We start from the raw sequence: 25877 nt of genomic DNA, 5'->3' as shown, positions 1-25877 counted from the left end.
GGATGCGATAGTTGAAGTACGTGCCGCCGGAGCAGGGGAGCGGAGCGGGCGACTATCTGGCGTTGATTTCAAGCACCGACACGGAATATGCCGGCACGACGACCGTGAATTCCCGCGCCACGTTCTTGATGCTGCGTGTCACCGGTACGATGCGCTGCGGCTCGGCCAAGGTGTTGCCGACGTCGGGATGGGCCGAGCTCAGCACCGTCAGCGTGCCGGTGGGCGCCACGTGTTTCACGCCCGACAGGGAGACGCGCACCGACTGCGGCGTTGCGGCGCGGCTCGCCAGCTTGAGCTGCATACGCCCATCCTGCTCGCGCCGCGTGGCCACCCAATACAGCGCCGGCGCGGCCAGCGGGGCACCGGCGAGCAGCGCCGCGATGGTGCTGGCTGTCAGGAAGACTGGTCTCATGGTTTATTCGCTTTCTGTGTCGATGCTGACTGGGGATCAGGTCACGGTGAGCGTCGTCGGCTGGAGGTCGTCGTCATTGGTTTCGCGCCATCATGCGTGACGGATCCTACGGAAATACGTTTTGCGCGGCAATTGTGAAAAACGCCAATGCGGCAACGTTTTCTCTCCAACTTTGCGGCGGCGCCTAAATTTCGCATAATTTATATTATGTAAAATAGATTTTGGTGCCGAAAAGTAATTACTATTTCTTTGATCATGCACAGTTCCTCGGGGGCTGGATGTGGGCAACCGCATCTGGCTACCCTCCTGCGCGGAAGTGCTTAATTTCGATATGCATGCCTATCACGCAAATCGTCGAAAGTCCCGCACAGGATTGTGATTAGGTCGCGAACTATTTCGAGCGGCGATACATCGGTCCCTGCCCAGGCAGAGCGGTCGAAGGTTTAGGCAGCGGGCCGTTGACCTGATTTACCGTCACGTTGTCGAAATACGGCATGTCGAGCTTTTCCGCGTGCGCCCCCGCCATCAAGCCCGCCATTCCTTTGCCGTACAAACCGTCCGTCGCGGCGAGGACCGGTTTGCCGTCCACGTAGCCCGTGATCGCAGTGCCCTTGAACTGTAGCTTCAAGTTATGCCAGCGCTTCGCACCGACTCCCGGCACTTGCGCGACAGCGAGCACTTTCTCGCCGCCCTCGCTGGCATCATTCTGCGCTTTGATCAAAGCCTGCTGCTCGGCGTCGCCCACCAGCGCCTTTTTGTCCGCCGGTCCGCGCACCACCAACAACTCGATCTGGCCGCCCTCGCTCAATTGCAGGAAGTAGCCTTTCGGGACGACGCCGAAACCCGTTCCCACGTGATTGATGCGTCCCATCACCCCCGCCGTGTCACCGGGGTTCAGGTAGACGTCGGCGCTGACCTCGTAATCCGACCACTGGTCGTCGCCGATGATGGTATAGGGCTTCCATTCCGGCGCCCAGGAATGGGTGGGTACGGGAACGGCCTGCCGCATGCATTTGCCCTTCCCGCCCGGACAGGACGTCAGTTCAAATACGGCCGCAATGTCCGCGAAATAGCGCGGCAAATGGCCCCATTCCTTGGGCCGCGCGTACTGCTCGAAAGTCTCACGATATGGGAATGGGAAAGCCTTCAGCACGGGGACGTCGGAAAATACGCCTTTTTGCTGGCCCCGCGTCGTTGTCAGAGAATAGATGGAATTCGGATCCAGCGCGAGCGTGACCACGCCCTGCTGTGGCCGGAGATCGGCGAGGCGGACGAATTGCTCCTTCTCATTGCTGCGCCAGACCGCCAGGTCTTGCGTGGACAAGCCGCCGCCCACCTCGAGGCGCAGCTGCTGCGGCGCCTTGGCCTCCCTGGTTTCGATGATGACACTGAAGTCCTTGCGGGGCGACATGAGGGTGACGAAGCTGCCGCCGCCGGCCAGTTCGCCGCTTGCCCCGTTCAGGTAGGTCCAGCCGACCTCCGTGAACTGGCCGTAGTGGGCATAGGCCCACACCTGCGGATTCAAGCGGTAATGGCCACTCCACGGCCAGCTCGCGCGGATGGCCGCTTCCTTCTCGCCGTTATAGGGCTCCGTGGTGTAGACGCCGGCGATGCCATACCAGTTGACGATCTTGGTAATGCCGCTATGGATGTAATTTTCGTTGAAGGCGCGAACCACGCCTATCGCCCCGTCATAGCCCGCGATGTACACGTGTCCCTCGGAATTCCACAAGGGTTTGCCCATGCTGGCGGCCGCTTCCCGCACTGCCTGCGGGACCCTGTATTTATCGAGCACGTTGACGTGAGCGCTGATGATGTCGATGGAATCGCTCAGCTCCTTATCGCCAAGCATGTCCTTGACGAAATCATACTTCGAATCCATCCAATTGTCGAAACTGTGGACCTTCACATTGCCGAAGCCATTCGCGTTCAGCCTTGCGCGCAGCGTCTTGACGAAATCGTAGTTGACGCCCTTCTCATTGCGGCTGCCGATTGCGTCGAGCTCCAGCCTGTACACCGCGCGCAGTCCCTTGAGCCAGCTCACGTAGTAATCAACCGCGTCCGGTGTAAAAAAATCCCGATCCTTCGTGAAACGCTTGCCATTGTCGCCGAGCCACCCTGGACCGCTCCAGGCCGTGGCATCCAGGGTGAGTGCGGGATTTCGTCTCTTTGCCTCCTGCATCACCCACCAGGTATAGCCGCGGGTGTAATCGAGTTCGTTCCGGGTATGCATATGGCTGGGCATGGAGCCCTGCGTCGAGTTGCCGTCGCCGGGGATTTCAACCATCAAGGCGCTCACCGAGGCGCCGAACTTGGGCTTGTACATCAAGTCCAGGATCTGGCTACGCTGAGGCTCCGGGTAATCCTTCAGCAGGACCGACGTGGCCCCGCCACCGTCCACAATGCCGATGCCATCAAAGCGCTTTCCGCCGGCGTCCCCCTTCAGCTCGATGCGTTGGATGCCGGATGATTCGGCCGCGGCCATCCCGCTGGGCAGGACGGTCAATGCTGCGATCAATAGCGGCCAAATGATGTGCTCGTGCATCGTAAGATTCCCTCAGAGTTTTCTTTATAAACCTACGGCGGAGACGTCGGATCGGCCCGTACTACTATAAGTTGAAATTAAAGGTGAGCAATTTTATACAAGTTTATGGCCGCGAAGTTTGCCATTTCCGCGATTGTTGAGAACAAAAAGCCCAACATTTAGGAGTTGTAAGCGCAAATCGGCGAAAATTACAGAACCATAAAAATCAACAGGTTACATCACTGTCACTCGACCGGTCGTTGGCGTGACAGATTGCTCGCCAATGGTGTGTGAAGTAAATCTGACAATGTGCAGGAGCGTAACATTATCAAATCAAAGACTTACGTATTTGATGAGGCGACAGTTTTACTTCACTGGACGGACAGCGTCCTGAGCGCTCCGAAGTAAATGTGGGGATCGACTCAGCCTAACTGAAGCGCTGCGGCGAGATGGCGCCTGACTCGGTCAATCTGATCGCTGACTTCCTTGCTGGCGCCCTTCGCTCCCCGATCCTCGCCCTCGTCCAGTTTCTGCACTTTGCCGAAAGCACTGGGGTGCCGCAAAAACATGACCAAGACCTTGGACGCGCCGCCTTGCCTTTCAATCTCCCATTCGCGCGTCTGGACCTCACCGGCCCGGCCCTGAAAGTCGGTTAGGTCGTCGTCCTTGCCTAGCGCTAGATGGAGTGCACGGCACGCGACGACACCCATGCACACAATCACGGCGGCGCCGCTGAAATACAACGTGCGCCGCATGTACAATCCGGCGCAGTTTCCCAGCGCCTCATCCAAGCCAAGCGCATGTCTGGCTTTGCATCGCACGCCCTCCGTCAGCGCGTAGTCGCGGCCGGGAACTGGATTCCAACCTGGTCCATAAAGGTGCTGCGCCACTTTCTTGACACGGCCTAGAAACCGATTGGCGGGGGCATACTCCCGATCCTGGCCGGGCAGCTGCTTCACCCTGACGCCGTCCTGAATCCACTTATCAAATCGCTCTTGGAACCGCAACGTCATTACGGAACCGTCGCCATCCTGCAGCGCCTCCTTAAGTCGGGGGTAATCCTCGGCAAAACTTGCGGAAGGATTCTGGCCGATGAATAACAGCGGTGCGCGGGCCAGGTCACCGTTCCATGGCTCTGGCACCAGCCAGCGGTCCGCATTATCCTCCGCGCTGCGATGGGGATCGGTGGGCGGGCTGTCTTCCGCAATCAACTGCGACAGCACAATTGGTGCGCAGCGTACCGCGCTGCTATCGAGCGCCGCCCCGGCCTGTCCCAGCACCTTACGGGCCAGACGACATCGCGTGATATCCATCACTAACTGCTGCAACGAATCAGTCGCAGTGTTCGATATGTCAGGGTGTGAACGCATCTCTTTCCGTTAAAAATGTGCCGCGTCAAATCAATTCCCTGGCCGCCATGGCTCAGAAGTGCCTAGCCAATCGGTACGCTCGTACTCAGAAAATATCATGGATACGGTGCAATAAGGTGTTTTTGGGAACCGCGAACTGCTTGTCAGGCAGCTTCCCGGAAAATGGCGAAGCAGTACCAATAAAACATCAGAAATCATCACTTCGAGCCTATCTTTGCGCCCTCATGGCCTGATTGCGGACCAATGGCCAATTGGAATCCTTTCCGTGCGATACCAATTTAGATATCAATCGCAACAAAAAATTCATTGGTCAATTGATATATAACGATTACATTTGTCATATTGAAAAAAAATGTTATCGCAAACATTTTTGGCTTCACTAACATGGAACCTAACATGCGAAATAAAAAGGCCCGCCAACAGGGCCAAGCTGGAGACACGAATCGCAGGTGGAAAGGCATGGCGGCACAGGCATTCGTGCTGGCTGCTGCCATGCCCCTCCCCGCCCACGGCGCAGACACGCGCGGTGCTGCGGAGGCGCACGCCCATAAGCTGGTGGCGCAACTGACGCTGGACGAGAAGATCGATCAGTTGCTGAACGTGGCGCCAGCCGTGCCGCGCTTGGGCATCCCGGCCTACAACTGGTGGACTGAGTCGCTGCACGGCGCGCTGGGGCCGCTGCCCACCACTAACTTCCCCGAACCGATAGGCCTGGCCGCCAGCTTCGACGCGCCGATGCTACAACAGGTGGCCGCGGCCATCAGCACCGAAGTGCGGGCCCTGCACACGCTGGGACGTGAGACCGGCCACCTGGGACGCATCGGCACCGGGCTCGATACCTGGTCGCCCAACATCAACATCTTCCGCGACCCGCGCTGGGGGCGCGGCCAGGAAACCTATGGCGAGGACCCTTACCTGACAGCGTCGCTGGGTGTCGCGTTCATCCGCGGCATCCAGGGCAGCAACCCGGATTTGCCGGACGTGATCGCGACGCCCAAGCACTTCGCCGTGCACAGCGGACCGGAATCGACCCGCCATGCAGCGAACGTGTTCGTTTCCGCGCACGATCTGGAGGACACCTATCTGCCGGCCTTCCGCGCCGCCATTGTCGATGCCCAGGCCGGCTCCATCATGTGCGCCTACAACCGCATCGACGGCCAGCCGGCCTGCGGCAGCGAGCTGCTGATGAAGCAGCATTTGCGCGGCGCCTGGGGGTTCAAGGGCTATGTGGTTTCCGATTGCGATGCGGTGACCGATATTTCGGAACAGCACAAATACGCCGCCGACCCGGCCGCCGCCGTGGCGGTGGCGCTGAAGGCCGGCACCGACAACGAGTGCAATACCAGGACCCTGGGCGAAACGCCGGGACTGGGGGAGCGCTATCGCGAAGCCTGGCAGCGTGGACTGATCAGCATGGCCGACATCGACCAGGCCCTGGTGCGCCTGTTCTCGGCGCGCTACCGTAACGGCGACCTGGCCGGCCTGCCGCAGCGCCAGGTCCAGGCGGTGCCGGTCAGCGCCATCAACACGCCCGAGCACCAGGCGCTGGCGCTGCAAGCGGCTACCCGCAGCCTGGTGCTGCTGAAGAACGACGACGGTGTGCTGCCGCTCAAGCCGGGACTGAAACTGGCGATGATCGGTCCGCTGGCGGATGCCACGCGCGTCCTGCGCGGCAATTACTCGTCGACCCTGTCGGCGCCGCCGGTGTCGGTGCTGGAAGGCTTGCGCCGCGTGCTGCCGCAGGCGCAGATCACGCTGGCATCCGCCGGCGCCTCGATCACTGACGGCGATCCGGTGCCGGCCTCCGCCTTGCGCGCGCCGGATGGCCAGCCGGGCTTGCGCGTCGAGTACTACAACCGCAACGGTCAGCAATACGACAAGCAGCCGGTGTTGAGCCTCAATGAACCGGGACTCGAGGCGCATGGCCTGCAATTCAAGGCGGTCGCCGATCATCACAAGGTCGTCTGGGATGGCGAGCTGAGCGTGCCGGAAAGCGGCTTGTACCGGCTGGGCGTCAGCGGCGTCAAAGGCGCGCTGAAGGCAGGCGGCAAGGCGGTGGTCGAGGCCACCGAGTATTCGAAATGGGGCGAGCCGCTGCAACTGACCACGGTGCGGCTGGAGCAAGGCCAGCACTATCCCCTGCACTTCGAGGCGGAATCCGGCAGCTCCGGCGTGCCTGGCTTGTTCTGGAAGCGCATTTCCAGCGACGCCGATGCCGATCTGCGCCGCGCCACTGCGGATGCCGACGTGATCGTCGCCGTGGTCGGCCTGACGTCCGATCTGGAAGGCGAGGAAATGGCGATCAAGGTGGACGGCTTTGAGGGCGGCGACAAGACATCGCTGGACCTGCCGGCCGAGCAGCGGCAACTGCTGGAACGCGCCAAGGCGCTGGGCAAGCCGCTGGTGGTGGTGCTGATGAACGGCAGCGCGCTCGACCTGTCGTGGGCCAAGGAGAACGCCGCCGCCATTCTGGAAGCCTGGTATCCCGGTCAGTCGGGCGGCATGGCGATTGCCCATGTGCTGAGCGGCCGCGCCGATCCGGGCGGCCGCCTGCCGTTGACCTTCTACCGCAGCCTGGCCGATCTGCCGCCGTTTGACGACTACAGCATGCGCGGCCGCACCTACCGTTATTACCAGGGCACGCCGGTCTACGCCTTCGGCGCCGGCCTCAGCTATACAAGCTTCGGCTACGCGCCGCTGCACATTGCGCCGGTCGATGGCGCGCCGGAAAACGGTGTGGTGGTTACCACCCGAGTCACCAACACCGGCAGCCGCGACGGCGACGAGGTGGCGCAGCTGTACCTGACGCCGCCGGCGTTCGAGGGGGCGCCACGGCTGGCGTTGCGCGGCTTCCAGCGCGTCACGTTGAAGGCGGGCGAGAGCCGTCAGATCAGTTTCCGCCTGACGCCGCGCGACCTGAGCTTTGTCACGCGCGAAGGCAGGCGCCAGCTGACACCAGGGCAGTACCAGCTGAGCGTGGGCTCCGGGCAACCCGGCACGGGCGTGGCGGGACAGCAGGCGCCCGTGGTATTGAACCGCACCGTGTCATTAAAACTATAAAACATCAACAGTAACAAGGAGGCGAGCAACCGGATATCAAACCGTTAGACCACGTAAAAGATACGCAGTAAATAAAAATCGGAGATTTTATGCAGAAACCATTTCAACGTCGTTTGATGTACCTGGCAGTTGCCGGCGCTTGCAGCGCACTGGCCATGCCCGGCCACGCCCAGCAGGCGCCAGCCCCCTCCTCCCCCGATGCCCAGCAAGTGATGGTGACGGGTATCCGCGCCAGTATGCAGTCGACCCTGAACCTGAAGCGCAACGCGGACGGCATTGTCGACGGTATCGTTGCCGAAGACATGGGCAAGTTCCCCGATACCAACCTGGCCGAATCGCTGCAGCGGATTTCCGGCGTCTCGATCGACCGCAGCAATGGCGAAGGGCAGAAAGTCACCGTGCGTGGCCTGGGACCGGACTTCAACCTGGTGTTGCTGAATGGCCGCCAGATGCCCACCACCGATCTGAGCGATTTGTCCGGCCGTTCGTTTGACTTTTCGAACCTGGCGTCGGAATCGATTTCGCAACTGCAGGTGTATAAAACCGGCCGCGCCGACAGCCCGACCGGCGGCATCGGCGCCACCATCAATGTGATCACCGGGCGTCCGTTCGACAATCCCGGCATGCATTCCAGTATCGGCGTCAAGGCAGTCAAGGACACCTCCAACGACCATTTGCCAGATTCCATGAAGGGCAATAGCACCACGCCGGAGGTCTCGGGCATTTATTCGAACACCAGCGCCGATGGCCGCTTTGGCGTATCGCTGAGCGCCAGCTTCCAGTCGCGCGATTCCGGCTTCAACCGCGCTGGCCTGTTCAATGGCTACCAGGGCCCGTACCTGGGATCGGCGGTCATCGACGGACAGACCCTGCCGCAACCCGGCCAGCCTGGTTCGCAGAACATCACCAACCGTCCGGCGCCGGACGCGCTGTATTCGGTTCCACAGAATATGAACTACAACGTTGCCGCAGTCCAGCGGCAGCGCACCAACGGCCAGCTGACCTTCCAGTTCCGCCCGGTCAAGGACCTGACCACCACGGTCGACTACACCTATTCGGAAAACAAGATACAGACCAAGCGTAACGAGCTCAGCGTATGGTTCGCCCAGACGCCGACCTCGACCAGCAGCTGGCCGAGCGGACACGTGGTCAGCCCGCTGACCTATTCCGAGGTCTACCCGACTCCGCAGGATATCTCGATCGTGGGCAGCGACTTCGCCACCAAGACCAAGAACCAGTCGATCGGCTTCAACGCCGCCTGGAAAGTCAGGCCGGGCCTGAAGCTGGAGTTCGACGCCCACCACTCCACCGCCGAGTCGGGCTCGGACAGCCCGTTTGGCAGCGAGAACGTGCTGTCCAACGCCAGCTTCAGCCGTGGCACGACCAAGGTCGACTTTACCCACGAGCTGCCGATTCTGAGCATGCCGGCCGCCAACCTGGCCGCCGCACCGATCCAGGCCGCAGGCTCGTGGTTCCACAACGGCTACGAAAAATCGGTCATCAAGCAGGCGCAGGCCAAAGGCAGCCTGCAGTTGATGGAGGCATCCGAGCTGAACTTCGGCGTCGGCTACACCGACACCACCAACCGCTCGACCTTCTCCAACGTGCAGAACAACACCTGGGGCGGCGCGACCAAGGCGTCGGACTATCCGGCCAGCCTGTACCAGGCCAACTCCCTGCCCTCGTTCTTTAACAAGCTGGGCGGCGCCAACTCTCCCGACCTGTTCGCCACGCTGTACACCTTCGACTTCGCCAAGGTGCGCCAGGTGACCGCGAACGCGGTGGGCAACCAGGCGGCCTATCTGCCTAACTTTGGCACCCCCGACACCGACCGCACGCTGCAGGAAAAAACCACGTCGGGCTATCTGTCCCTCAACAGCGATTGGGATACCACGATTCCGTTCCACTCCTCGGTCGGGGTGCGGGTGGAACGCACCCAGGTCAGCTCGGTCGCCCAGGTGCTGCCGGCCTCCGCCGTGGTGTGGGTGGCGCAGAACGAGTTGCCGCTGACCTTCGGTGGCCAGGCATTCAGCAACACCGATGCGTCCTACACCAGCGTGCTGCCGGCCATCAACCTCGATGCCGATCTGCGCAGCGACATGAAGCTGCGGGCCAGCGTCGGCGCCACCATTGGCCGCGCGCGCTACGACCAATTGCAAGGCGGCCTGACGCTGGGCACCATCGCCAGCGTCTTCACCGGCGGCAGCGCCTCGGTCGGCAACCCGGCACTGAAGCCGGTCAAGTCCAAGAACCTGGATCTCTCGTGGGAATGGTATTACGACAAACAGAGCCTGGTATCGCTGGCCTACTTCCGCAAGCAACTGGATAACTACGCCGGCCAGACCCTGGTTTCGCAGACGCTGTACGACCTGCACACGCCGGTCGGCGGCACCTATTACAAGGCGGCCTTGGGCAGTGGCTGCGGCGCTGCGGATACCAACTGCATCCGCAACTACATCCTGGGTCATTACGACGGCCAGCCGGGCGTGACGAAAACCGGGGTGAAAGGCGATGGCATGCTGAACGGTACCATTACCGGCCTGCCGACCGACCCGCTGCTCGTTTTCCAGACCACCACCTATGCCAACCAGAAATCGGCCAACGTCAGTGGCGCCGAGGTCAACGTGCAGCATATGTTCGGCAACAGCGGTTTCGGTGTGCAGGCGAACTACACCTATGTGCACTCGCCGCTGAAGTACAACAACGCCGATGTCAACGATCAGTTCGCCATTCTGGGCTTAAGCAATTCAGCCAACGTGGTGGGTATTTTCGAGAACAAGGACTGGTCCGTGCGGGTGGCGTATAACTGGCGCGACGAGTTCCTGGCCGCGACCGTCGATGGCAGCAACCGTGCGGCGCCGGTGTACACCGATGCCTACGGTCAGGTCGACGTCAGCGTGGGCTACAACTACAACAAGAACCTGAGCTTCCAGCTTGAGGCGATCAACCTCACCGATGCCACCCAGCGTCAGCATGGTCGCACGGCAGCATCGACTTTGAACGTGACCCAAGCCGGGCCGCGTTACATGATCGGCGCGCGCTACAAGTTCTAAGCACCGTCTTCATCGCTCTCCCGACCACGCTCGTGGTCTTGGCCGCTCCCCTTGAAGGGAGCGGCTTTTTTATTATTGGTTCACGACACCATTAATTTGACGGATTTCAGCCGGACGCTATCCGGGCCGGCATGGATGGTGAAACTGCCCGGCTCGACAACCCGCTTCATGTCGATGTTATAGAACCACAGGTCGGCCGGCTTGATGTCGAAGGACAGCGTGCGTTGCTCGCCCGGTTGCAGCGTGACGCGCTGGAAGGCCTTCAGTTCCAGCACCGGACGGGTGACCGAGCTGACGTCGTCGCGGATATAGATCTGCACCACTTCGTCGCCGGCCAGCTTGCCGGTGTTGCGCACGTCCACTTCGACCCTGGTCGATTCGCCGGCACGGATGCTGGCCTTGGCAAGGCGCGGCGCCGAGATGTCGAAGCTGGTGTAGCTCAGGCCGAAACCGAAGGGATACAGCGGCGTGGTCAGGCCGTCGATGTAGCCGCGGCGCGCGGACGGCTTGTGGTTGTAGAAGACCGGCAGCTGGCCGACGCTGCGCGCGATCGACACCGGCAGCTTGCCACCCGGGTTGGCGCGGCCGAACAGCAGGTCGGCGGCGGCGTGGCCGGTTTCCTGACCCATGTACCAGCCTTCGATTAGCGCGTCGGCCTTCTCCGCCAGCAGGTTGACCGACAGCGGGCGTCCGTTCAGCAGGAACACCACGGTCGGCTTGCCCAGTGCGAAAATGGCGCGCGCCAGGTCGTTCTGCTGGCCCATCAGATCCAGGTTGTCGCGGTCGCCCAGGTGATTGTCGGCCCAGGCCTCGCGGCTGGTCTGCTCGTTGTCGCCGAGGACCATGATGATGGTGTCGGCCGATTTGGCCGCTTCCACCGCCTCGGCGATCAGCCTGGCGTTGACGTCCGGCGCCGTAAACTTGATCTCGTCCGCGCCCCAGACGTGGCCTTCGGTGATGCGCACGCCTTCCGCGTAGCGCAGTTCGAAACCCTGTGCCCGGCTCTCGGCCTGCAGGCCGTCGTAGATCGACACCACCTGGCGCGGCACGTCGGAGTAGCCGCCGATCGGGCAGTCCTTGGCGTGGGTGCCGAGCAGCAGCACCTTGCCGACCTTTTTCGCGTCCAGCGGCAGCAGGCCCTTGTCATTTTTCAGCAGTACCGGCGTGCGGGTCGCGGCGCGGCGCGCCAGCGCGACCGCGTCCGGCGTCGCGGTCAGGCTGTCGGCGGCCCTGGCGTCCACGTAGGGCTGCTCGAACAGGCCAGCCAGGAATTTCAGTTCAAGGATGCGGCGCACCACGGCGTCGATGTCTTTTTCGGCGATCTTTTTTTCGCGCACCAGTTCGCCCAGCGTCTTGTAGGCCAGGCCGTCCGGCGTTTCGATATCGACGCCGGCCTTGAAGGCGGCCAGCGCGGCCTCCTTCGGCGTGGCGGCCAGCTTGTGGCGGGTGATCAATTCATTGATGCCGAAATAGTCCGACACCGTCACGCCCTTGAAGCCCCACTCCTCGCGCAGCACCTTGGTCAGCAGCCAGCGGTTGGCGTGCGAGGGGACGCCGCCGATCTCGTTATACGACGGCATGACGGCGCTGATATGGGTTTCCTTGACCAGCTTCTCGAACGGCGGGAAGAACTCCTCGCGCAGCGTACGCTCGCTGACTTCGGCCGGGCCGATATTGGTGCCGCTCTCCGGCTGGCCGTGTCCCGTCATGTGCTTCAGCGTGGCGAACACCTTGTCCTTGCCCAGTTGTCGCGATTCGCCCATGAAGCCCAGCACGGCGGCCTTGCCCATCTCGCCGCACAAGTGCGGGTCTTCGCCATAGGTTTCCTCGATGCGCCCCCAGCGCGGCTCGCGCGCCACGTCCACCACCGGCGCCAGCGCCAGGTTGGCGCCGCGCGCGCGCATCTCGCGGGCGGCGGCGCTGAAGATGTCGCGCACCATGTCGGTATCGAACGACGATGCCAGGCCGATCGCCTGCGGGAAGCTGGTCGCGTCGCGGGCGACGTAGCCATGCAGCGACTCCTCGTGCATCAGCAAGGGGATGCCGAGGCGGGTTTGCTCCAGCGCCCATTTCTGCATGGCGTTCACATAGGTCGCGGTTTCAAACGCATTGCGGTTGGCCACCACGCCGGTGTCGCCGGCACCGGCCGCCTGGCCTACTTGGCGGTCCGACGGACGGGCCACCATGCCCAGGCCATGCGGGTAAATCCGCGTCGCCTTCTCGGCGGAGAATTCGTTCTGCGCGTCCTGGATCAGCTTTTTATCCTGCCAGATGCATTGCATCTGCGCGATCTTCTCGTCCAGCGTCATGCGGCCCAGCAGGTCGTCGACACGCCTGGCGAGCGGCAGCGACGCGTCCTTGTAAGGCAGGCGGGCGGTGGCACCCAGCGCCATCGCGGGCGCCAGCGACGCCGCGCCGGCCAGGCCGGTCATTGATTTCAGGAACTGCCTGCGCTTGTCATTACTCATTTTGTCTCCTTGGGTTTTTATTGGTAGCGTCGTGATGTCTATAACTTCTAATGAATAGCGCTACCATTTTCCCAGTGTGATGGATTGGGATTGCCAAGTCAACACGTCTTAGCCAAGCGCGCTGGACCTGGCCGGCATGGCCTTGATGGCATCCGCGATGGCTGCGCGCAGCGGCTTGCCGTTCAGCCGGCTGTCGAAAGGAGCGGGCCGCATCGGCAAGCCATCCATCCGCGGCGCCTCCTTCCACCCTTGCAGCCAATTCATATGATCGGCCATACCCCACATCACGAAATCGTGGCAGTTCGGGTAGCTGAGGGTCACATCCAGATAGTCCCTGGCCAGCGCCGCGACGCCCGCATCGCGCGCCGCGATATCGGCCGGCAGCTTGCGGTCGTTGACGTCGAATTCGGTGATCAGCAAGTCCAGTCCCATGCCGCTCACCTCGTCGAGGAATTTGCGCCACTCCTGCAGATCCTTGCTGCCCGGCCCCATCTCATCCCATGAGCCGATATGGCTCTGCAGCCCCAGCGCCTGCACCGGCGTGCCGCGCGCCTTCAGCGCCTGCAGCAGTTTCAGCACGCCTTCGCGGTGTCTGGCGCTGCCGTCATCGGGCCGCATGTAGTCGTTATAGACCAGCTGCGCCTGCGGCGCGTGCTCACGCGCCAGCCGGAACGCCAGGTCGATCTCCTCGACCGCACCCAGCCGCACGGTCAGGACATTCGGCCGCAGCGTGCCGTCGGCCGGATCGACGGCCTCGTTGACCACGTCCCAGCTATGGACCTGCGAACCGAAGTGCTGGCAGACGGCGCCGATGTGCTCGCGTATCAGCCGCTCCGCCGCCAGCGCCGGCCGCGCGCCGAAGTCATACTGATTCATCCAGGCCGGCTGCCACCTGGCCGTCTGCCAGAGCAGGTTATGCCCGCGTATCAGCATGCCCTGCTCCCTGGCCCAGGCGAACATCCGGTCCGCCGGTTCGTAGTTGGTTTGCCCCTGGCGCGGTTCCAGCGCCGGCCATTTGCATTCGTTCTCGGCGACGATGACGTTGCACTCGCGCGCCATCAACGCCCGGTAGGCGGGATCGCGAAAGCCCGCTGCGCCGATCGCATTGCCGACATGGAGGCCTTTGCGCTTGCCGAGCGCCTTCAAGGATTTCGGTTGATCGGCTCCAAACACGCTGGTCAGCGGCATCAGGCCGGCGCCGGCCAGCATGGCCAAGGTATTTCTGCGAGAAATCGTCATCGACACGCTCCGTGGTGAAAATGTTTGTTCATACTCATGGCACAATTAAAATGTTACGCTAACATAAAGCCAGCAGGCCGTGGATAAGGGGCAAAGTCTGTGGCCTGAGATCCACATGTGGTAAAGTCCCCCAGGCATGACGACCATACAACACAGGGTTAGCAAAAGGCCGATGACAAGCATCAAGGTGAAATTAAAACCCGCAGCGGGTTCCCGGTCGGGGGCCCCGACGATGATCGACGTGGCCAAGCTGGCCGGCGTTTCGCCGATGACCGTGTCGCGCGTGATGAACGGCGACACCCGTGTCCGCGAAGTCACCCGCAACCGCGTTGGCACGGCAGTGGCGGCGCTGAACTATGTGCCCAACCAGGCCGCGCGCCGCCTGGCGGGAGCGCCGCCCATCCGTGTCGGCTTCTTGTACAGCAACCCCAGCTCCGGCTACCTGAGCGAATTCCTGGTCGGCCTGTTGAACCAGGCCAGCCCCAACAACGTACAACTACTGGTGGAAAAGTGCGACGCCGACGAACAAGGCGCCGAACAGGCGCGCCGCATGATCGCCAACGGCATCGACGGCATCATCCTGCCGCCGCCGCTGTGCGACACACCCAACCTGATCGATGCCATCGTAGTTTCCGGCACGCCGGTCGTCACGGTGGCCTGCGGCAGCCCGGATGACCGCGTCTGCGCGGTCAGCATCGATGACTTCCACGCGGCGCACGCGATGACCTGCCATCTGATCTCGCTGGGCCACCAGCGCATCGGTTTCATCATCGGCCATCCCAACCAGACCGCCAGCGCGCGCCGGCTGGCCGGCTTCCAGGCCGCCATCGCCGAGAAACGCGCGCAAGGCGCGGCGGAGCTGATCGTGCAGGGGCTGTTCACCTACCGCTCGGGCCTGGACGCCGCCGAAAGCTTATTGGGGCTGGAACAGCGCCCCACCGCCATCTTCGCCAGCAACGACGACATGGCGGCAGCGACGGTGGCCATCGCCCATCGCCTGGGCCTGGATGTGCCGGGCGACCTGACGGTGGCCGGCTTCGACGATACCGCGCTGGCCACCACCATCTGGCCGGAACTGACCACCGTACGCCAGCCCATTACCGACATGGCGGCCGCGGCGGTGCAGTTTCTGGTCAAGCAGATCAACGCCCAGCGCGATGGCGAGGACGAGACGCCGGAGCACGTGGTGATGGATTATCAGCTGATACGACGCCAATCCGACGCCGCCCCGCGTACCCGCCCGTCGACCAAGATCGCGGGTAAGCTCAAGGTTTAACGCCTCATCATATTCATTAGTTGCGCGCGCAGCCTGCGGGCCGCGTCGCCATCGAACGGCGCCAGCACCCCGCGCGCATGCGGCGGAATATGGCCGGCTTCGCCGCCATCGCTGTCGAAGACGTAATGGCGGAAGATTTCCTGCCACGCCTGCCGCTGCGCCGGCGGCAGCTCGCGCAGCGTCATCAAGGCCTGCAGCAGCGTGTTGACCGGCGTGTCCATATAGTCGGGCGATTGGCGCCACCAGTAGTTCACCAGCACATTGAAGCTGTCCAGCGCCTCGATGTGGTGCCACCACATGCTGGGAATGAAGAGCGCGTCGCCGGCTTCCAGTTCGGCCGTCTGCGCGTGTTCGAGCGCGGTGGCGAATTTGGGGAAGGCGGCCAAATCGGGCGCGGCGAAGTCGACCAGGCTGATCGCCTGGCCGGCCGGCGTCAGGTCCAGCGGGCCGACGTACAGATTGCCCAGCTGGTCCGGCGGGAACAAGGTGAAGCGGCGCCGTCCGGCCGCCACGCACGCCAGGTTGTCCGGCAAGTCGTAGTGCGCCGGGATGCGCGTGCGGTTGCCCACCCAGATGCTGGCCAGAGGATCGCGCGCGCCCAGGTCGATATCGTTCTCGGCGCGAAAGCCCGGCAGGCAGGCGTCGATCGTGGTCGAGCCGACATAGAAGGCCGGAGGCTGCTCGTCATCCAGGTGCTCGCGCAGCGCGTCGAGCACAGCGTCGAAGCGGACGCGCACCGACGTGAAATTGAAGCCGGTCATATCGGCGTTGTAAAAGAAACGCCCGCCTATCCCGGGCGCGCCGTGCATCGCGTTGACGCTGGCGTCGCGGTAAAAGCGCCGCAGATAGGCGTCGGCTGCCTGCGGCGAGGTTTGCGCGACGCGCACCATCGGCCATGCCGCCGCCAAGCCACGCAGCACAAGCGGCTGCGTGGCCGTCAGGATGGCGTCCGTCAAGCCGTCCGGAGCGACGCCGTGGAGTTCTCGTATCGGCTTAGCGACGGGCGGCATGTGCGCGGTTCCCGTCGTGCCTGGTGATGACGCGAAGGCTCTTGTGATCGGCGTTGTTAAGTAAAACAGCTATAGGCATCGTGGTTCACCGTGGTTGCATGGCGCGTGCCATTTTTCACAAAAATGCTACTACGACGCAGTGTAGAAGGGTTGAAAAGTTATTGTCAATAAAAACCATTAAAAATGATATGCGCAACCATTATCAGGCTCGGCTACGAATGAAGGCCCCCCATCCCCGAGAAGGGTGGCGCCCTCCGGCCGGCGCCGAGCCCATGGCGGCGGCCAGCCTGCCATGCGAGAGAATGTATGCGACACTATATTCCCCGATCAAGACAGAACAGTCTGCATACGCATAGCACATGAAGATATTGATAGTTGAGGACGATCCAGACATCGCGGCCAACCTTTACGAATACCTGGAAGGCGCAGGCCATATAGTCGACCTGGCCGCCAACGGCGTGACCGGGCTGCACCTGGCGACGTCTCAAACCTGGGATGCATTGCTGCTGGACCTGTCCCTGCCCGGCCTCGACGGCCTGCAGCTGTGCCGCAAGCTGCGGGAAGAAGCCCGCTGCGACGTGCCGGTATTGATGCTGACCGCGCGCGACACCCTGGACGATAAGCTGCAGGGATTTCACCACGGCGCCGATGACTATCTGGTCAAGCCGTTTTCATTGAAGGAAGTCGCGGCCCGTCTCGGCGCCCTGGTCAAGCGTGCGCAGGGGCGCGTGACGCCGGCCGTCTTGCAGTGCGCCGACATCCGCCTCGACCCCGAACGGTTGGAGGTCGACCGTGCGGGTCGTGCCATCAAGCTCTCGCCAAAATGCCTGCAACTGCTGCACTTGCTGATGTTGTCACCAAACCGGGTGCTGCGCCGTGCCGACCTCGAAACCACCATCTGGGGCGAACCGCAGGCCGACAGCGATACCCTGCGCACCCACGTCTACAGCCTGCGGCGCGCGCTGACCGCAGGCGGCGAAGCCGATCCGATCGAAACCTGCCATGGCCATGGCTATCGGCTGTTAATGTCCGATGCGCCGCATTAGTCTGCGCCGCAAGGTCGCCCTGGCGTTTTCCGCGCTGACGATCATCCTGCTGCTGGCCCAGGCACTGGGGCTGAAGGCGCTGGTCGAACGCCAGGAGGAAAAGTTCATCGACGCCATCATCGCCGACGACATGCGGGATCTGCTGCAGTCCTATCGCAGCGATCCGGCGCTGCTGCCGCCATTGGATGCGCGGCTGGGCGGCCACGTCTCGCAGGAAGGCGGGCTGCGGCTCGCATTGCCGTCCACCGTCAGGCAATTGGCATCAGGCACCCACGAAATTATGTTGGACGACCGAGAGATCCACGTGGCCGTCAGCGCCTTCGGTGAGGAGCGCATTTATCGCATCTACGATTTCAGCGCCTATGAACGACGCTTCAAGCAAGTCTTCGAAGCGCTGTTGATAGGTACCGGTGTGATCTCGCTGCTGACGGCCTGGCTGGCTTATAGCTTGTCTGGATTGCTGGTTGCTCAGGTCGCGGGACTGGCGCAGCAGGTGCGTGCGGTCCGTTCCGGAGCAGCGCAGGAACTGCAGCCGGGCCGCTACGACGAGATTGAAGTGGCTGAACTGGTGGACACGTTTAACGACTACCATCGCCGCATGGCGCAGATGATAGCGCGCGAGAAGGAATTTACCGGCAATGTCAGCCACGAACTGCGCACGCCCCTCACCACCATCAAGACCAGTTGTGAGCTGCTGGCGCAGGATTCCTCCCTCAGCGAGAAGTCGCGTGCGCGCCTGTCGCAGATCGAACGCGCCTGCGCCAATATGGAAGCCATGGTCAATGCGCTGCTGTCGTTGGCGCGAGAGGAGTCCGCTGCCGCGCCAACACCGGTCGCTTTGTGTGAGGTAATCGCCGGTACGCTAGCCGACTTCGCCCCCCGTTTGGCAACTCAGGACATCGTGGCAAACAATGATATCGATCCTGCGCTGCTGGTGCAGGTCCATGCGCCGGCGCTGGCCATGGTGCTGTCCAATCTCGTGGATAACGCAGCACGCCATACCCGCCAGGGACGGTTGCACTTTTCTTATGCCGACGGCGAATTGCGGATCTCCGATACCGGCAGCGGGATCCCGGCCGACGAATTGCCGCGGGTATTCGAGCGTTTCTATCACAGTGGACCATCGCATGGAGGCCAACAGGGCTTCGGCATCGGACTTGCAGTTGTTAAGAAGATCTGTGAACGTAACAACTGGCCGATACGGATCGCCAGTGAGGTTGGCGCCGGCACCGAGGTGTTCCTAGGTTTGCCGTTGGCCAGCTGATTTTGCCGTCTTCACAAAATTTTGACGTGGCCCTCCGTATCATGACGCCTTTGACTGTCAACGGAATGCGCCTCGATGTACCGATCATGGATCTGCGCGTGCGCCCTCCTCGCCGGCTGCGCGAGCTACCAACCTAAACCGATCGCGCTGGAGCACGAGGCTCAGCTCTTTGCGCAGCGTACGCTGGCCGGCGCTCCACTGCAGCAGTGCATGGCCACCTCGGCCTGGCCAGTGAGCAGTTGGGACAGCGATTCATTGACAGCGGCGGCGCGCTGCTACAACCCGGCACTGGAACTGGCGCGCAAGCGCTGGGAGACTGCCAAGGCAGGCATCATGAGCGCGGGCGCCCGCAGCAATCCGGTGCTGCAACTCCCATTCGAATATGCCACCAACCAACGCGACGGCGCCAGCCCTTACACCACAGGCCCCATGCTCGACATCCCGCTGGAAACAGCAGGAAAACGTGGCCATCAACTTGACCATGCAAGTTGGCTGGCACAAGCGGCGGCACTGAATTTGACGAACGAGGAATGGCAAGTGCGCAGCCAGGTCCGCGACGCGTTGCTGGGCCTATACGGTGCGCAGCAACGCTTGCAGATTCAGGAACGGCAGACCATGCTGCGGCAGCAGATGACCGACATGCTGCGCCGGCGCGAGGACGAAGGCGCAGCCGCGCGGCCCGAGGTGCAGCAGGCCGCATTGCATCTGCTGCAGGCGCAAACCGAACAAGCGGCGTCCAGACAATTGGTGTTCGAATCGCGCGCCCGCATGGCCGCTACGGTAGGCGTACCGGTGGCCGCGCTGGATGGCGTGACCTTTAATTTCAGCGGTTTGGAAATGGCCGGTCCGTTACCGCCCCAGGAGTCGGTGCGTCAAGCAGCATTGTTGCGGCGCGCCGACCTGCTCGCAGCGCTGGCCGACTATGAAGCCAGCCAGTCCGCATTGCAGCTTGAAGTGAGCCGCCAATATCCGGACGTCCATCTCGGCGCAGGTTATACCTTCGATGCCGGCACCCGGAAGATCAGCCTGGGGTTGGCCAGTCTGACGCTGCCGCTGATGGACCGTAACCAAGGACCGATCGCGCAGGCTGAAGCCCGCCGCAGCGAGGCGGCAGCACACCTTGCGGCGCTGCAGGAGAAGATCATCAACGACGCAACGCTGGCCAATTCCGCCTACCTGGCATCTCTCCAGGCGTGGGAGCTGGCCAAGCGCAGCCTGGCGGCCGCCGCGCGCCAACGTGACAGCCAGCACGCCGCCTATGACGCCGGCATGCTGGATCGACTGGCACTGGTCCAAGCGCAGGCAGACTACCTTGGTGCCGCAGCCAGCCACCTGCATGCCCAGATCACCATGCAACAGGCCAAAGGCGCGCTGGAAGACGCCCTGCAGCAAGCCTTGCCGGCAGACGGCCGTCGCCGGTCCCCTTTGGAGTACCAATGAAACGCAATCACATTTTTATTGCATCAGTAGCCGTAGTGGTCGCCGCGGCAGCTGGCGGCGCAGGCGGTTATCTCGCCGGCGGCGGCCTGTCAGCGGCGGTATCGCCACCGCCACCGGCGCCGCCGCGTGTGCAGACCTTCAATGGCGAATCCGTGCTCACACTGGAAATCGCGATGCAGCGCGCCGGCGGCCTCGAAGTCGCGGCATTGGCGGCGCCGCTAGGCGGCGGTGAAACAAGCGCCTACGCCAGCGTGATCGATCCACAGCCGCTGTTCGATGTGGCGCAGCGGCTGGCGACGGCCCGTGCCGAACAGGAGGCGCTGCGAGCCGTGACGCAGACATCGCAGTCTCAGTACGAGCGTGTGCAGAAGCTTTACGACGACGAGCATAATATGTCAGCCCGCAGCGTTCAGGAAGCGCGGGCGGCCGCGCTGTCGGATCAGGCCAGGTTGAGTGCCAGCGGCGCAACTTGCGCCGCGCTGGCCGCCAGCCTGCGGTTGCAATTCGGCGAAGCATTGGCGCAAGCGGCAGAGAAACCAGGCACTCCCCTGCTCCACCATTTGGTGCAGGGACAGGCATCGATAGCGCGCGTCACCCAGGTTGCGACGGCACACATGTCCTTCCCCGATCGCATCACGCTCGACGCCGGCGACGGACGAATGGTGGCGGCGCGGCGGTTGTCGGCAGCGCCGCAGGCCGATCCGATTATGCAAGGCGTCTCCTATCTGTATCTGCTGGAGTCCGCGCTCCCGGCCGGCACGCATACGCAGGCCCGCCTTTCGGTACTGGCTGGAACGGCTGCGGGCGCGGGCGCAGTCATACCCGCCAGCGCCCTGGTCTGGTACGGCGGTCAACGCTGGAGCTACGTCCGCATAGCGCCGGAGCGCTTTGCACGGCGTCTGGTCGAGGCGGTATCGGAGACCCGCAACGGAGTCGTCGTCGCCAGCGGCTTCCATGTGGGCGATACGGTGGTGACGCGCGGCGCCCAACTGCTGCTGTCGGAAGAGCAGCGCCCGCAGGGCGTCGCAACCGTGTGCAAAGATCCGCCGGAGTGCGACGATTGATGAACGCCCTCCTCCGTTTTTCGCTGCGCTTTCGCGGGGTCGTCTACGCGCTGGCCGTACTGCTGTGCGGCTACGGGCTGCACACGCTGACGCGGTCTACCTTTGATGTCTTCCCCGAGTTCGCGCCGCCGACCGCGGTCATCCAGGTCGAGGCACCGGGCATGTCCAGCGAACAGGTCGAGACGCTGGTAACGCAGCCGCTTGAAAGCGTCCTGGCCGGTACCAGCAGCGCACAGTCGCTGCGATCGAAATCGCTGCAAGGCCTGTCGTTCATCACCATGGTATTCAAGGAGGACGCCAACCTGCTGCAGACGCGCCAGTTGGTTGCCGAGCGCCTCGCTGTGATGGGGGCGTCGCTTCCGAGCGGTGTGTCGCCACCCCGGCTGTTGCCGCTGACAAGTGCGACCGGCGTCGTCATGATGGCCGCACTCAGCTCACCGACGCGCAACTTGATGGAGCTGCACGATGCCGCCGAGTGGACGGTGCGGCGCCGGCTATTGGCGGTACCGGGCGTGGCCGACGTGATCGTGTTTGGCGGCGCGGTGCGGCAATTGCAGGTGCAAGCCGATCCGGCCCGCTTGCTGCGCCATGGCCTGTCGCTACAGGATGTCGCCAGCGCCGCGCGCCAGGCAGCGGGCTTGCGCGGCGCCGGCTTTATCGAGACGGCCAATCAGCGCATCACGCTGCATACCGATGGCCAGAACACCACGCCGGAGGCGCTGGCGCAGGTGGTTCTGCGCTGGAGCAACGGGGCTGCGATCCGGCTGGGCGACGTCGCCACCGTGGCCTACGGACCCGCGCCCGCGGTGGGAGCCGCTGCTGTCATGGGCCAGTCCGGCGTCATGCTGGTGATCGAAAGCCAGTACGGCGCGAATACGCTGGCTGTCACCGACGCCTTGGACCAGGCCTTCGCCACGCTCAAGCCGGCGCTGTCGAGGCAAGGCATCGAACTGCGGCAGGATGTCTTCCGGCCGGCCACCTTCATCACGGCGGCAACGCATCACCTGGGTGTTGCGCTGCTGGTAGGCAGCGCGCTGGTCGCGCTGGTGCTATTCCTGTTTTTGCTCAACGCGCGCACGGCCGCGATCTCGGCGCTCGCGATTCCGTTATCGCTGCTGGCCGCCGTGATCGTGCTGCACCATCTGGGCATTCCGCTCAATACCATGACGTTGAGCGGCCTGGCGATCGCGCTGGGCGAAGTGGTCGACGACGCCGTCATCGACGTCGAAAACATCTACCGCCGTCTGCGCGAAAATCAGGAGCTGGCGCAGCCATTGGCGCCGTTTCGCGTGGTATTGCGGGCCGCGCTGGAGGTGCGCGGCGCCGTGGTCTATGCCACCTTCATCGTCATGCTGATTTTCCTGCCGGTGCTCGCCCTGCCCGGCGTCGCCGGCAAGCTGTTTGCCCCGCTGGCGATGGCGTACATGCTGGCCGTGCTGGCCTCTCTCGGCGTCGCGCTGACCGTGACCCCGGCATTGTCGCTGGCGCTACTTACCCGGCGCACCTTGCCGCATGCGGTTCCGCCGCTGCTGGCAAGGATCAAGCAGCGCTATCTGGTGCTGCTGGAGCGGGCCGAACGCAACAGCCGCGCCGTTTTGATGCTGACGATGGTGTCTTGCATCGCTGCCCTGGCGCTACTGCCGTTCTTCCGCGGCAGCTACCTGCCCGCCCTGCGCGAGGGACACTACATTGTCCATCTTGGCCTGGCTCCCGGCACCGCGTTGAGTGAGACCATGCGGGTCGGAGGGCTGATGTCCAAGACGCTGCTGCAAGTGCCCGGCGTGCGCCTGGTGGCGCAGACCGCAGGCAGGGCTGGCGATGTGGTCGATCCTGCCGGCGTGCAGCTGAGCGAGCTCGAAGTCGATCTGAACGCCATGGACGGCGCGGCGCAGGAAGTGGCGTTGCGACGCATCCGCGCCGCGCTGGCGCTATTCCCCGGGGCGACCACGTCGGTCAATACCTTCCTGGTCGAGCGCATGGACGAGACCATTTCGGGCAGCACGGCGCCGGTCGTGGTGAACTTGTTCGGCGACGACCTTGACCTGCTGGACCGCGCTGCGCAGCAGGTCGCCACGGTGATCGGCAAAGTGCGTGGCGCGGCCAATGTGCGCACCGAAGCGGCACAGGCTCAGCCCCAACTGTCGGTGCGCCTGCGGCCGGAACGCCTGCAGCGTTGGGGCTTCAAGCCGATGGATGTGCTGGAGGCGATACAACTGGCCAGCCAGGGCATCACGGTAGCCCAGACGATACAGGCCGATCGCAGCTACGATGTGACGGTGGGGTTGGCACTGCCGGCACGCCAGGATATCTCCCAGGTCGCGGGTCTGTTGATACGCAATCCGGATGGTCAGGCGTTGGCTCTGCGCGAACTGGCGGAGATCCGCATGGAACAGGGCCGCTATCAGATCAGTCATCGCGGCGGCCAACGCAGCCAGACTGTGACCGTCGAACTGGGTTCACGCGCGGTCGCCGAATTCGTCCGCGAGGCGCAGCAAAAGGTCGCCAGCGAAGTGGCGCTGCCCAAGGGGATGTATCTCGCCTTCAGCGGCGAAAATGAAGCCCGCCGGCAGGCGATGCAGGACTTGCTGGTGCGCGGTGCCCTGGCGCTCGGCGGTATCACCATGCTGCTGGTGCTGGCCTTGAAGCGCTGGCGCAGCGTGGCGCTGATTATGGCTAATCTACCGTTTGCGCTGGTCGGTGGCGTCATCGCGTTGGCACTGGGCGGCGGAGATCTGTCGCTCGGCGCCATGGTCGGCTTCATCACCTTGTTTGGCATTTCGCTGCGCAATTCGATCATGCTGGTCAGCCATTACGAGCATCTGGTTCGCGCCGAGCGCCAACCATGGACCATGACAACCGTGGTACGCGGCGCCGGCGAGCGGCTGATTCCCATTTTAATGACGGCGTCGGTGACGGCATTGGCGTTGCTGCCGCTGGCCATTACCAGTGGCGCGCCGGGTAACGAAATCGAAGGGCCGATGGCGATCGTGATACTCGGCGGCCTGGTGACGTCCACGCTTCTCAATTTGCTGGTGCTGCCGACCATGGCATGGCGCTACGGGGCGTTTCGGGCGCCCCGGTGTCTTCCGCCTTTAACATTATATTGAATTATAGTTTATTATGTTATATAGTATTATCATGCAAATGACCAGAAGGACCAGTCAGCCATGAACCAACCCCGCCAGTTTGATCCGACCGCGATGCGCAGCGCCGCATCGCGGGCCTGTGGTCTGCTCAAAGTGCTCGCCAACCCTGACCGGCTGCTGCTGCTGTGCCAGTTGAGCCAGGGCCACCATTGCGTCAGTGAGCTTGAGGCCATTTTGGGCATTCAACAGCCCACGCTTTCCCAGCAACTGAGTGTGTTGCGCGACGAGGCGCTGGTGACCACGCGGCGCGAGGGCAAGCAGATCTTCTACAGCCTCGCCAGCGGCGAGGCGATGGCGGTCATGCAGGTGTTGTACCAGCTATATTGTGAACAACCGAATGGAGCGGCATCATGATGATCGATGTCGGCAGCTTCACGCTGTGGGCCGCGTTGGCCGGCGGCGCGTTGATTGGACTGGCGGCGGCGATACTTGCGCTGTTCAATGGACGCATCGCCGGCATTAGCGGCATCCTCGGCGGCTTGCTGGCCTGGCCGAGGGGCGACATCGCCTGGCGTGCCGCGTTCCTGTTCGGTCTGATTGCGGCACCCGCCGCCTACGGGCTCTTTGCGCCCTTGCCGGACGTGCGGGTCGAGGCCGGCACGACAACGCTGATCGCCGCTGGCCTGCTGGTCGGCGTCGGCACGCGTTATGGCGCCGGTTGCACCAGCGGCCATGGCGTGTGCGGGCTGTCGCGACTCTCGCTGCGCTCGCTGGTGGCGACGTGCGCCTTCATGGCGGCCGGCTTCGTCACCGTTTTCATCGTTCGCCACCTCATTGGATAAGGAGCGCGTCATGCACATCATCACCGCATTGGTAGCCGGTCTGGTTTTCGGACTCGGCCTGATCATCTCCGGCATGACCGATCCCTCCAAGGTGATCGGCTTTCTGGATCTGGCGGGGCGCTGGAATCCTTCGCTCGGTTTCGTCATGGGCGGCGCGATCCTGGTGGGGCTGGTCGCGTTTCGCTACGCCGCCGGCCGCAGCCAGTCGCTGCTTGGTGAACCGATGCGTTTGCCCGCCGCGACGCGGATCGAGCGTCGGCTCGTGCTGGGTGCTTTGGCTTTCGGCGCCGGCTGGGGACTGGCCGGCTACTGTCCCGGCCCTGCGCTCACATCGCTCGCCAGCGGCGGCAGCAAACCACTCATCTTCACTGCGGCCATGATAACGGGCATGGCGGCGTTCGAATTACTGGAGCGCATAGCGAGGCGCCGCCAGCAAACCGCCTAGGATTCCGCCATCTTCGGCGGCCAATTGTACGACCGCCACCAAAGCGATCGCCAAGGTCGGCAGATCGACGATAGAACGACGGGCGATCACGATGACCGAACCAGTGATCGCGCCCACTGCCGCTGCCGTGATGCCGTCGACAAAAGCCACCACGCCGGGCAGCTTGCCGTACTTCTTGAAATATGGCGCGGGCAGGACCGTGAACAGGTAGCACGGAAGGAAATCAGCGCCATCAAACCGGCCAGCTAAGCGTCGCCCGCGCCGTCCAGCCCATTGGC

General features: G+C 63.1%; 17 protein-coding genes and 1 pseudogene. 11 read left to right on the top strand and 7 right to left on the bottom strand.

The features are described 5' to 3' along the window. Positions 1 to 52 precede the first annotated feature (52 nt). The 3 genes from ACEN9O_RS24235 to ACEN9O_RS24225 form a co-directional block, all read right to left on the bottom strand. Positions 53 to 412: an alpha-L-arabinofuranosidase C-terminal domain-containing protein gene (locus tag ACEN9O_RS24235; RefSeq protein WP_495614357.1), complete on the bottom strand. Its 360-nt coding sequence runs from the start codon at positions 410 to 412 to the stop codon at positions 53 to 55. A 391-nt stretch (positions 413 to 803) separates the two neighbouring features. Continuing rightward, positions 804 to 2957, bottom strand: coding sequence for a galactocerebrosidase (locus ACEN9O_RS24230; protein ID WP_495614356.1), 2154 nt, complete (start codon positions 2955 to 2957; stop codon positions 804 to 806). 401 nt (positions 2958 to 3358) lie between these two features. Continuing rightward, positions 3359 to 4249 (bottom strand): hypothetical protein, encoded by an 891-nt coding sequence (locus ACEN9O_RS24225; RefSeq protein ID WP_495614355.1) that lies wholly within the window; start codon positions 4247 to 4249, stop codon positions 3359 to 3361. 516 nt (positions 4250 to 4765) lie between these two features. Here ACEN9O_RS24225 and ACEN9O_RS24220 point away from each other — a divergent pair. Together ACEN9O_RS24220 and ACEN9O_RS24215 are read left to right on the top strand one after the other, a co-directional pair. After that, positions 4766 to 7366 carry a glycoside hydrolase family 3 C-terminal domain-containing protein gene (locus ACEN9O_RS24220; protein WP_495614354.1) on the top strand — a complete coding sequence of 867 codons (2601 nt, stop codon included), beginning with the start codon at positions 4766 to 4768 and terminating at the stop codon, positions 7364 to 7366. 89 nt (positions 7367 to 7455) lie between these two features. Further along, positions 7456 to 10419, top strand: a complete 2964-nt coding sequence (locus tag ACEN9O_RS24215; protein ID WP_495614353.1) for a TonB-dependent receptor — start codon at positions 7456 to 7458, stop codon at positions 10417 to 10419. Between the two features lie 80 nt (positions 10420 to 10499). Here the strand turns inward: ACEN9O_RS24215 and ACEN9O_RS24210 are convergent, their stop codons facing one another. After that, positions 10500 to 12887, bottom strand: coding sequence for a glycoside hydrolase family 3 N-terminal domain-containing protein (locus ACEN9O_RS24210; RefSeq protein WP_495614352.1), 2388 nt, complete (start codon positions 12885 to 12887; stop codon positions 10500 to 10502). A 108-nt stretch (positions 12888 to 12995) separates the two neighbouring features. Beyond that, entirely contained in the window at positions 12996 to 14126 is a 1131-nt protein-coding gene (locus tag ACEN9O_RS24205) for an endo-1,4-beta-xylanase (RefSeq protein ID WP_495614351.1), read from the bottom strand. 232 nt (positions 14127 to 14358) lie between these two features. Here ACEN9O_RS24205 and ACEN9O_RS24200 point away from each other — a divergent pair, with 232 nt between their 5' ends. Further along, the gene (locus ACEN9O_RS24200; RefSeq protein WP_495614350.1) at positions 14359 to 15402 is read left to right on the top strand and encodes a LacI family DNA-binding transcriptional regulator; all 1044 of its coding nucleotides are present in this window, start codon (positions 14359 to 14361) and stop codon (positions 15400 to 15402) included. Here the strand turns inward: ACEN9O_RS24200 and ACEN9O_RS24195 are convergent. Further along, complete coding sequence (locus ACEN9O_RS24195; RefSeq protein ID WP_495614349.1) at positions 15399 to 16412, bottom strand: cupin-like domain-containing protein; 1014 nt, start codon at positions 16410 to 16412, stop codon at positions 15399 to 15401. The genes ACEN9O_RS24200 and ACEN9O_RS24195 overlap by 4 nt on opposite strands. A 359-nt stretch (positions 16413 to 16771) precedes the next feature. Here ACEN9O_RS24195 and ACEN9O_RS24190 point away from each other — a divergent pair, with 359 nt between their 5' ends. The 8 genes from ACEN9O_RS24190 (at position 16772) to ACEN9O_RS24155 (ending at position 25599) form a co-directional block, all read left to right on the top strand. After that, on the top strand, positions 16772 to 17458 hold the full coding sequence (locus ACEN9O_RS24190) for a response regulator transcription factor (protein WP_495614348.1): 687 nt from the start codon (positions 16772 to 16774) through the stop codon (positions 17456 to 17458). Next, complete coding sequence (locus tag ACEN9O_RS24185; RefSeq protein WP_495614347.1) at positions 17445 to 18722, top strand: sensor histidine kinase; 1278 nt, start codon at positions 17445 to 17447, stop codon at positions 18720 to 18722. Before ACEN9O_RS24190 ends, ACEN9O_RS24185 begins: the two co-directional genes overlap by 14 nt. Before the next feature lie 75 nt (positions 18723 to 18797). Then, a complete protein-coding gene (locus ACEN9O_RS24180; protein ID WP_495614346.1) occupies positions 18798 to 20162 on the top strand; it encodes a TolC family protein in 1365 nt (454 codons plus the stop codon). Beyond that, the gene (locus ACEN9O_RS24175; protein WP_495614345.1) at positions 20159 to 21226 is read left to right on the top strand and encodes an efflux RND transporter periplasmic adaptor subunit; all 1068 of its coding nucleotides are present in this window, start codon (positions 20159 to 20161) and stop codon (positions 21224 to 21226) included. Before ACEN9O_RS24180 ends, ACEN9O_RS24175 begins: the two co-directional genes overlap by 4 nt. Further along, positions 21223 to 24333: an efflux RND transporter permease subunit gene (locus tag ACEN9O_RS24170; RefSeq protein WP_495618531.1), complete on the top strand. Its 3111-nt coding sequence runs from the start codon at positions 21223 to 21225 to the stop codon at positions 24331 to 24333. Before ACEN9O_RS24175 ends, ACEN9O_RS24170 begins: the two co-directional genes overlap by 4 nt. A 60-nt stretch (positions 24334 to 24393) precedes the next feature. Continuing rightward, positions 24394 to 24726 (top strand): metalloregulator ArsR/SmtB family transcription factor, encoded by a 333-nt coding sequence (locus ACEN9O_RS24165; RefSeq protein WP_495614344.1) that lies wholly within the window; start codon positions 24394 to 24396, stop codon positions 24724 to 24726. Then, positions 24723 to 25154 (top strand): YeeE/YedE family protein, encoded by a 432-nt coding sequence (locus tag ACEN9O_RS24160; RefSeq protein ID WP_495614343.1) that lies wholly within the window; start codon positions 24723 to 24725, stop codon positions 25152 to 25154. Before ACEN9O_RS24165 ends, ACEN9O_RS24160 begins: the two co-directional genes overlap by 4 nt. A 10-nt stretch (positions 25155 to 25164) precedes the next feature. After that, entirely contained in the window at positions 25165 to 25599 is a 435-nt protein-coding gene (locus ACEN9O_RS24155; RefSeq protein WP_495614342.1) for a YeeE/YedE family protein, read from the top strand. Here ACEN9O_RS24155 and ACEN9O_RS24150 read toward each other — a convergent pair. Continuing rightward, positions 25558 to 25821, bottom strand: a pseudogene (locus ACEN9O_RS24150) (chromate transporter); the annotation flags it as partial. The gene ACEN9O_RS24155 and the pseudogene ACEN9O_RS24150 sit on opposite strands and share 42 nt — an antisense overlap. Between the last annotated feature and the right edge of the window lie 56 nt (positions 25822 to 25877).

It is taken from the genome of Duganella sp. Dugasp78 (assembly GCF_059491455.1).
This window is presented reverse-complemented; position numbering and strand designations above follow the sequence as displayed.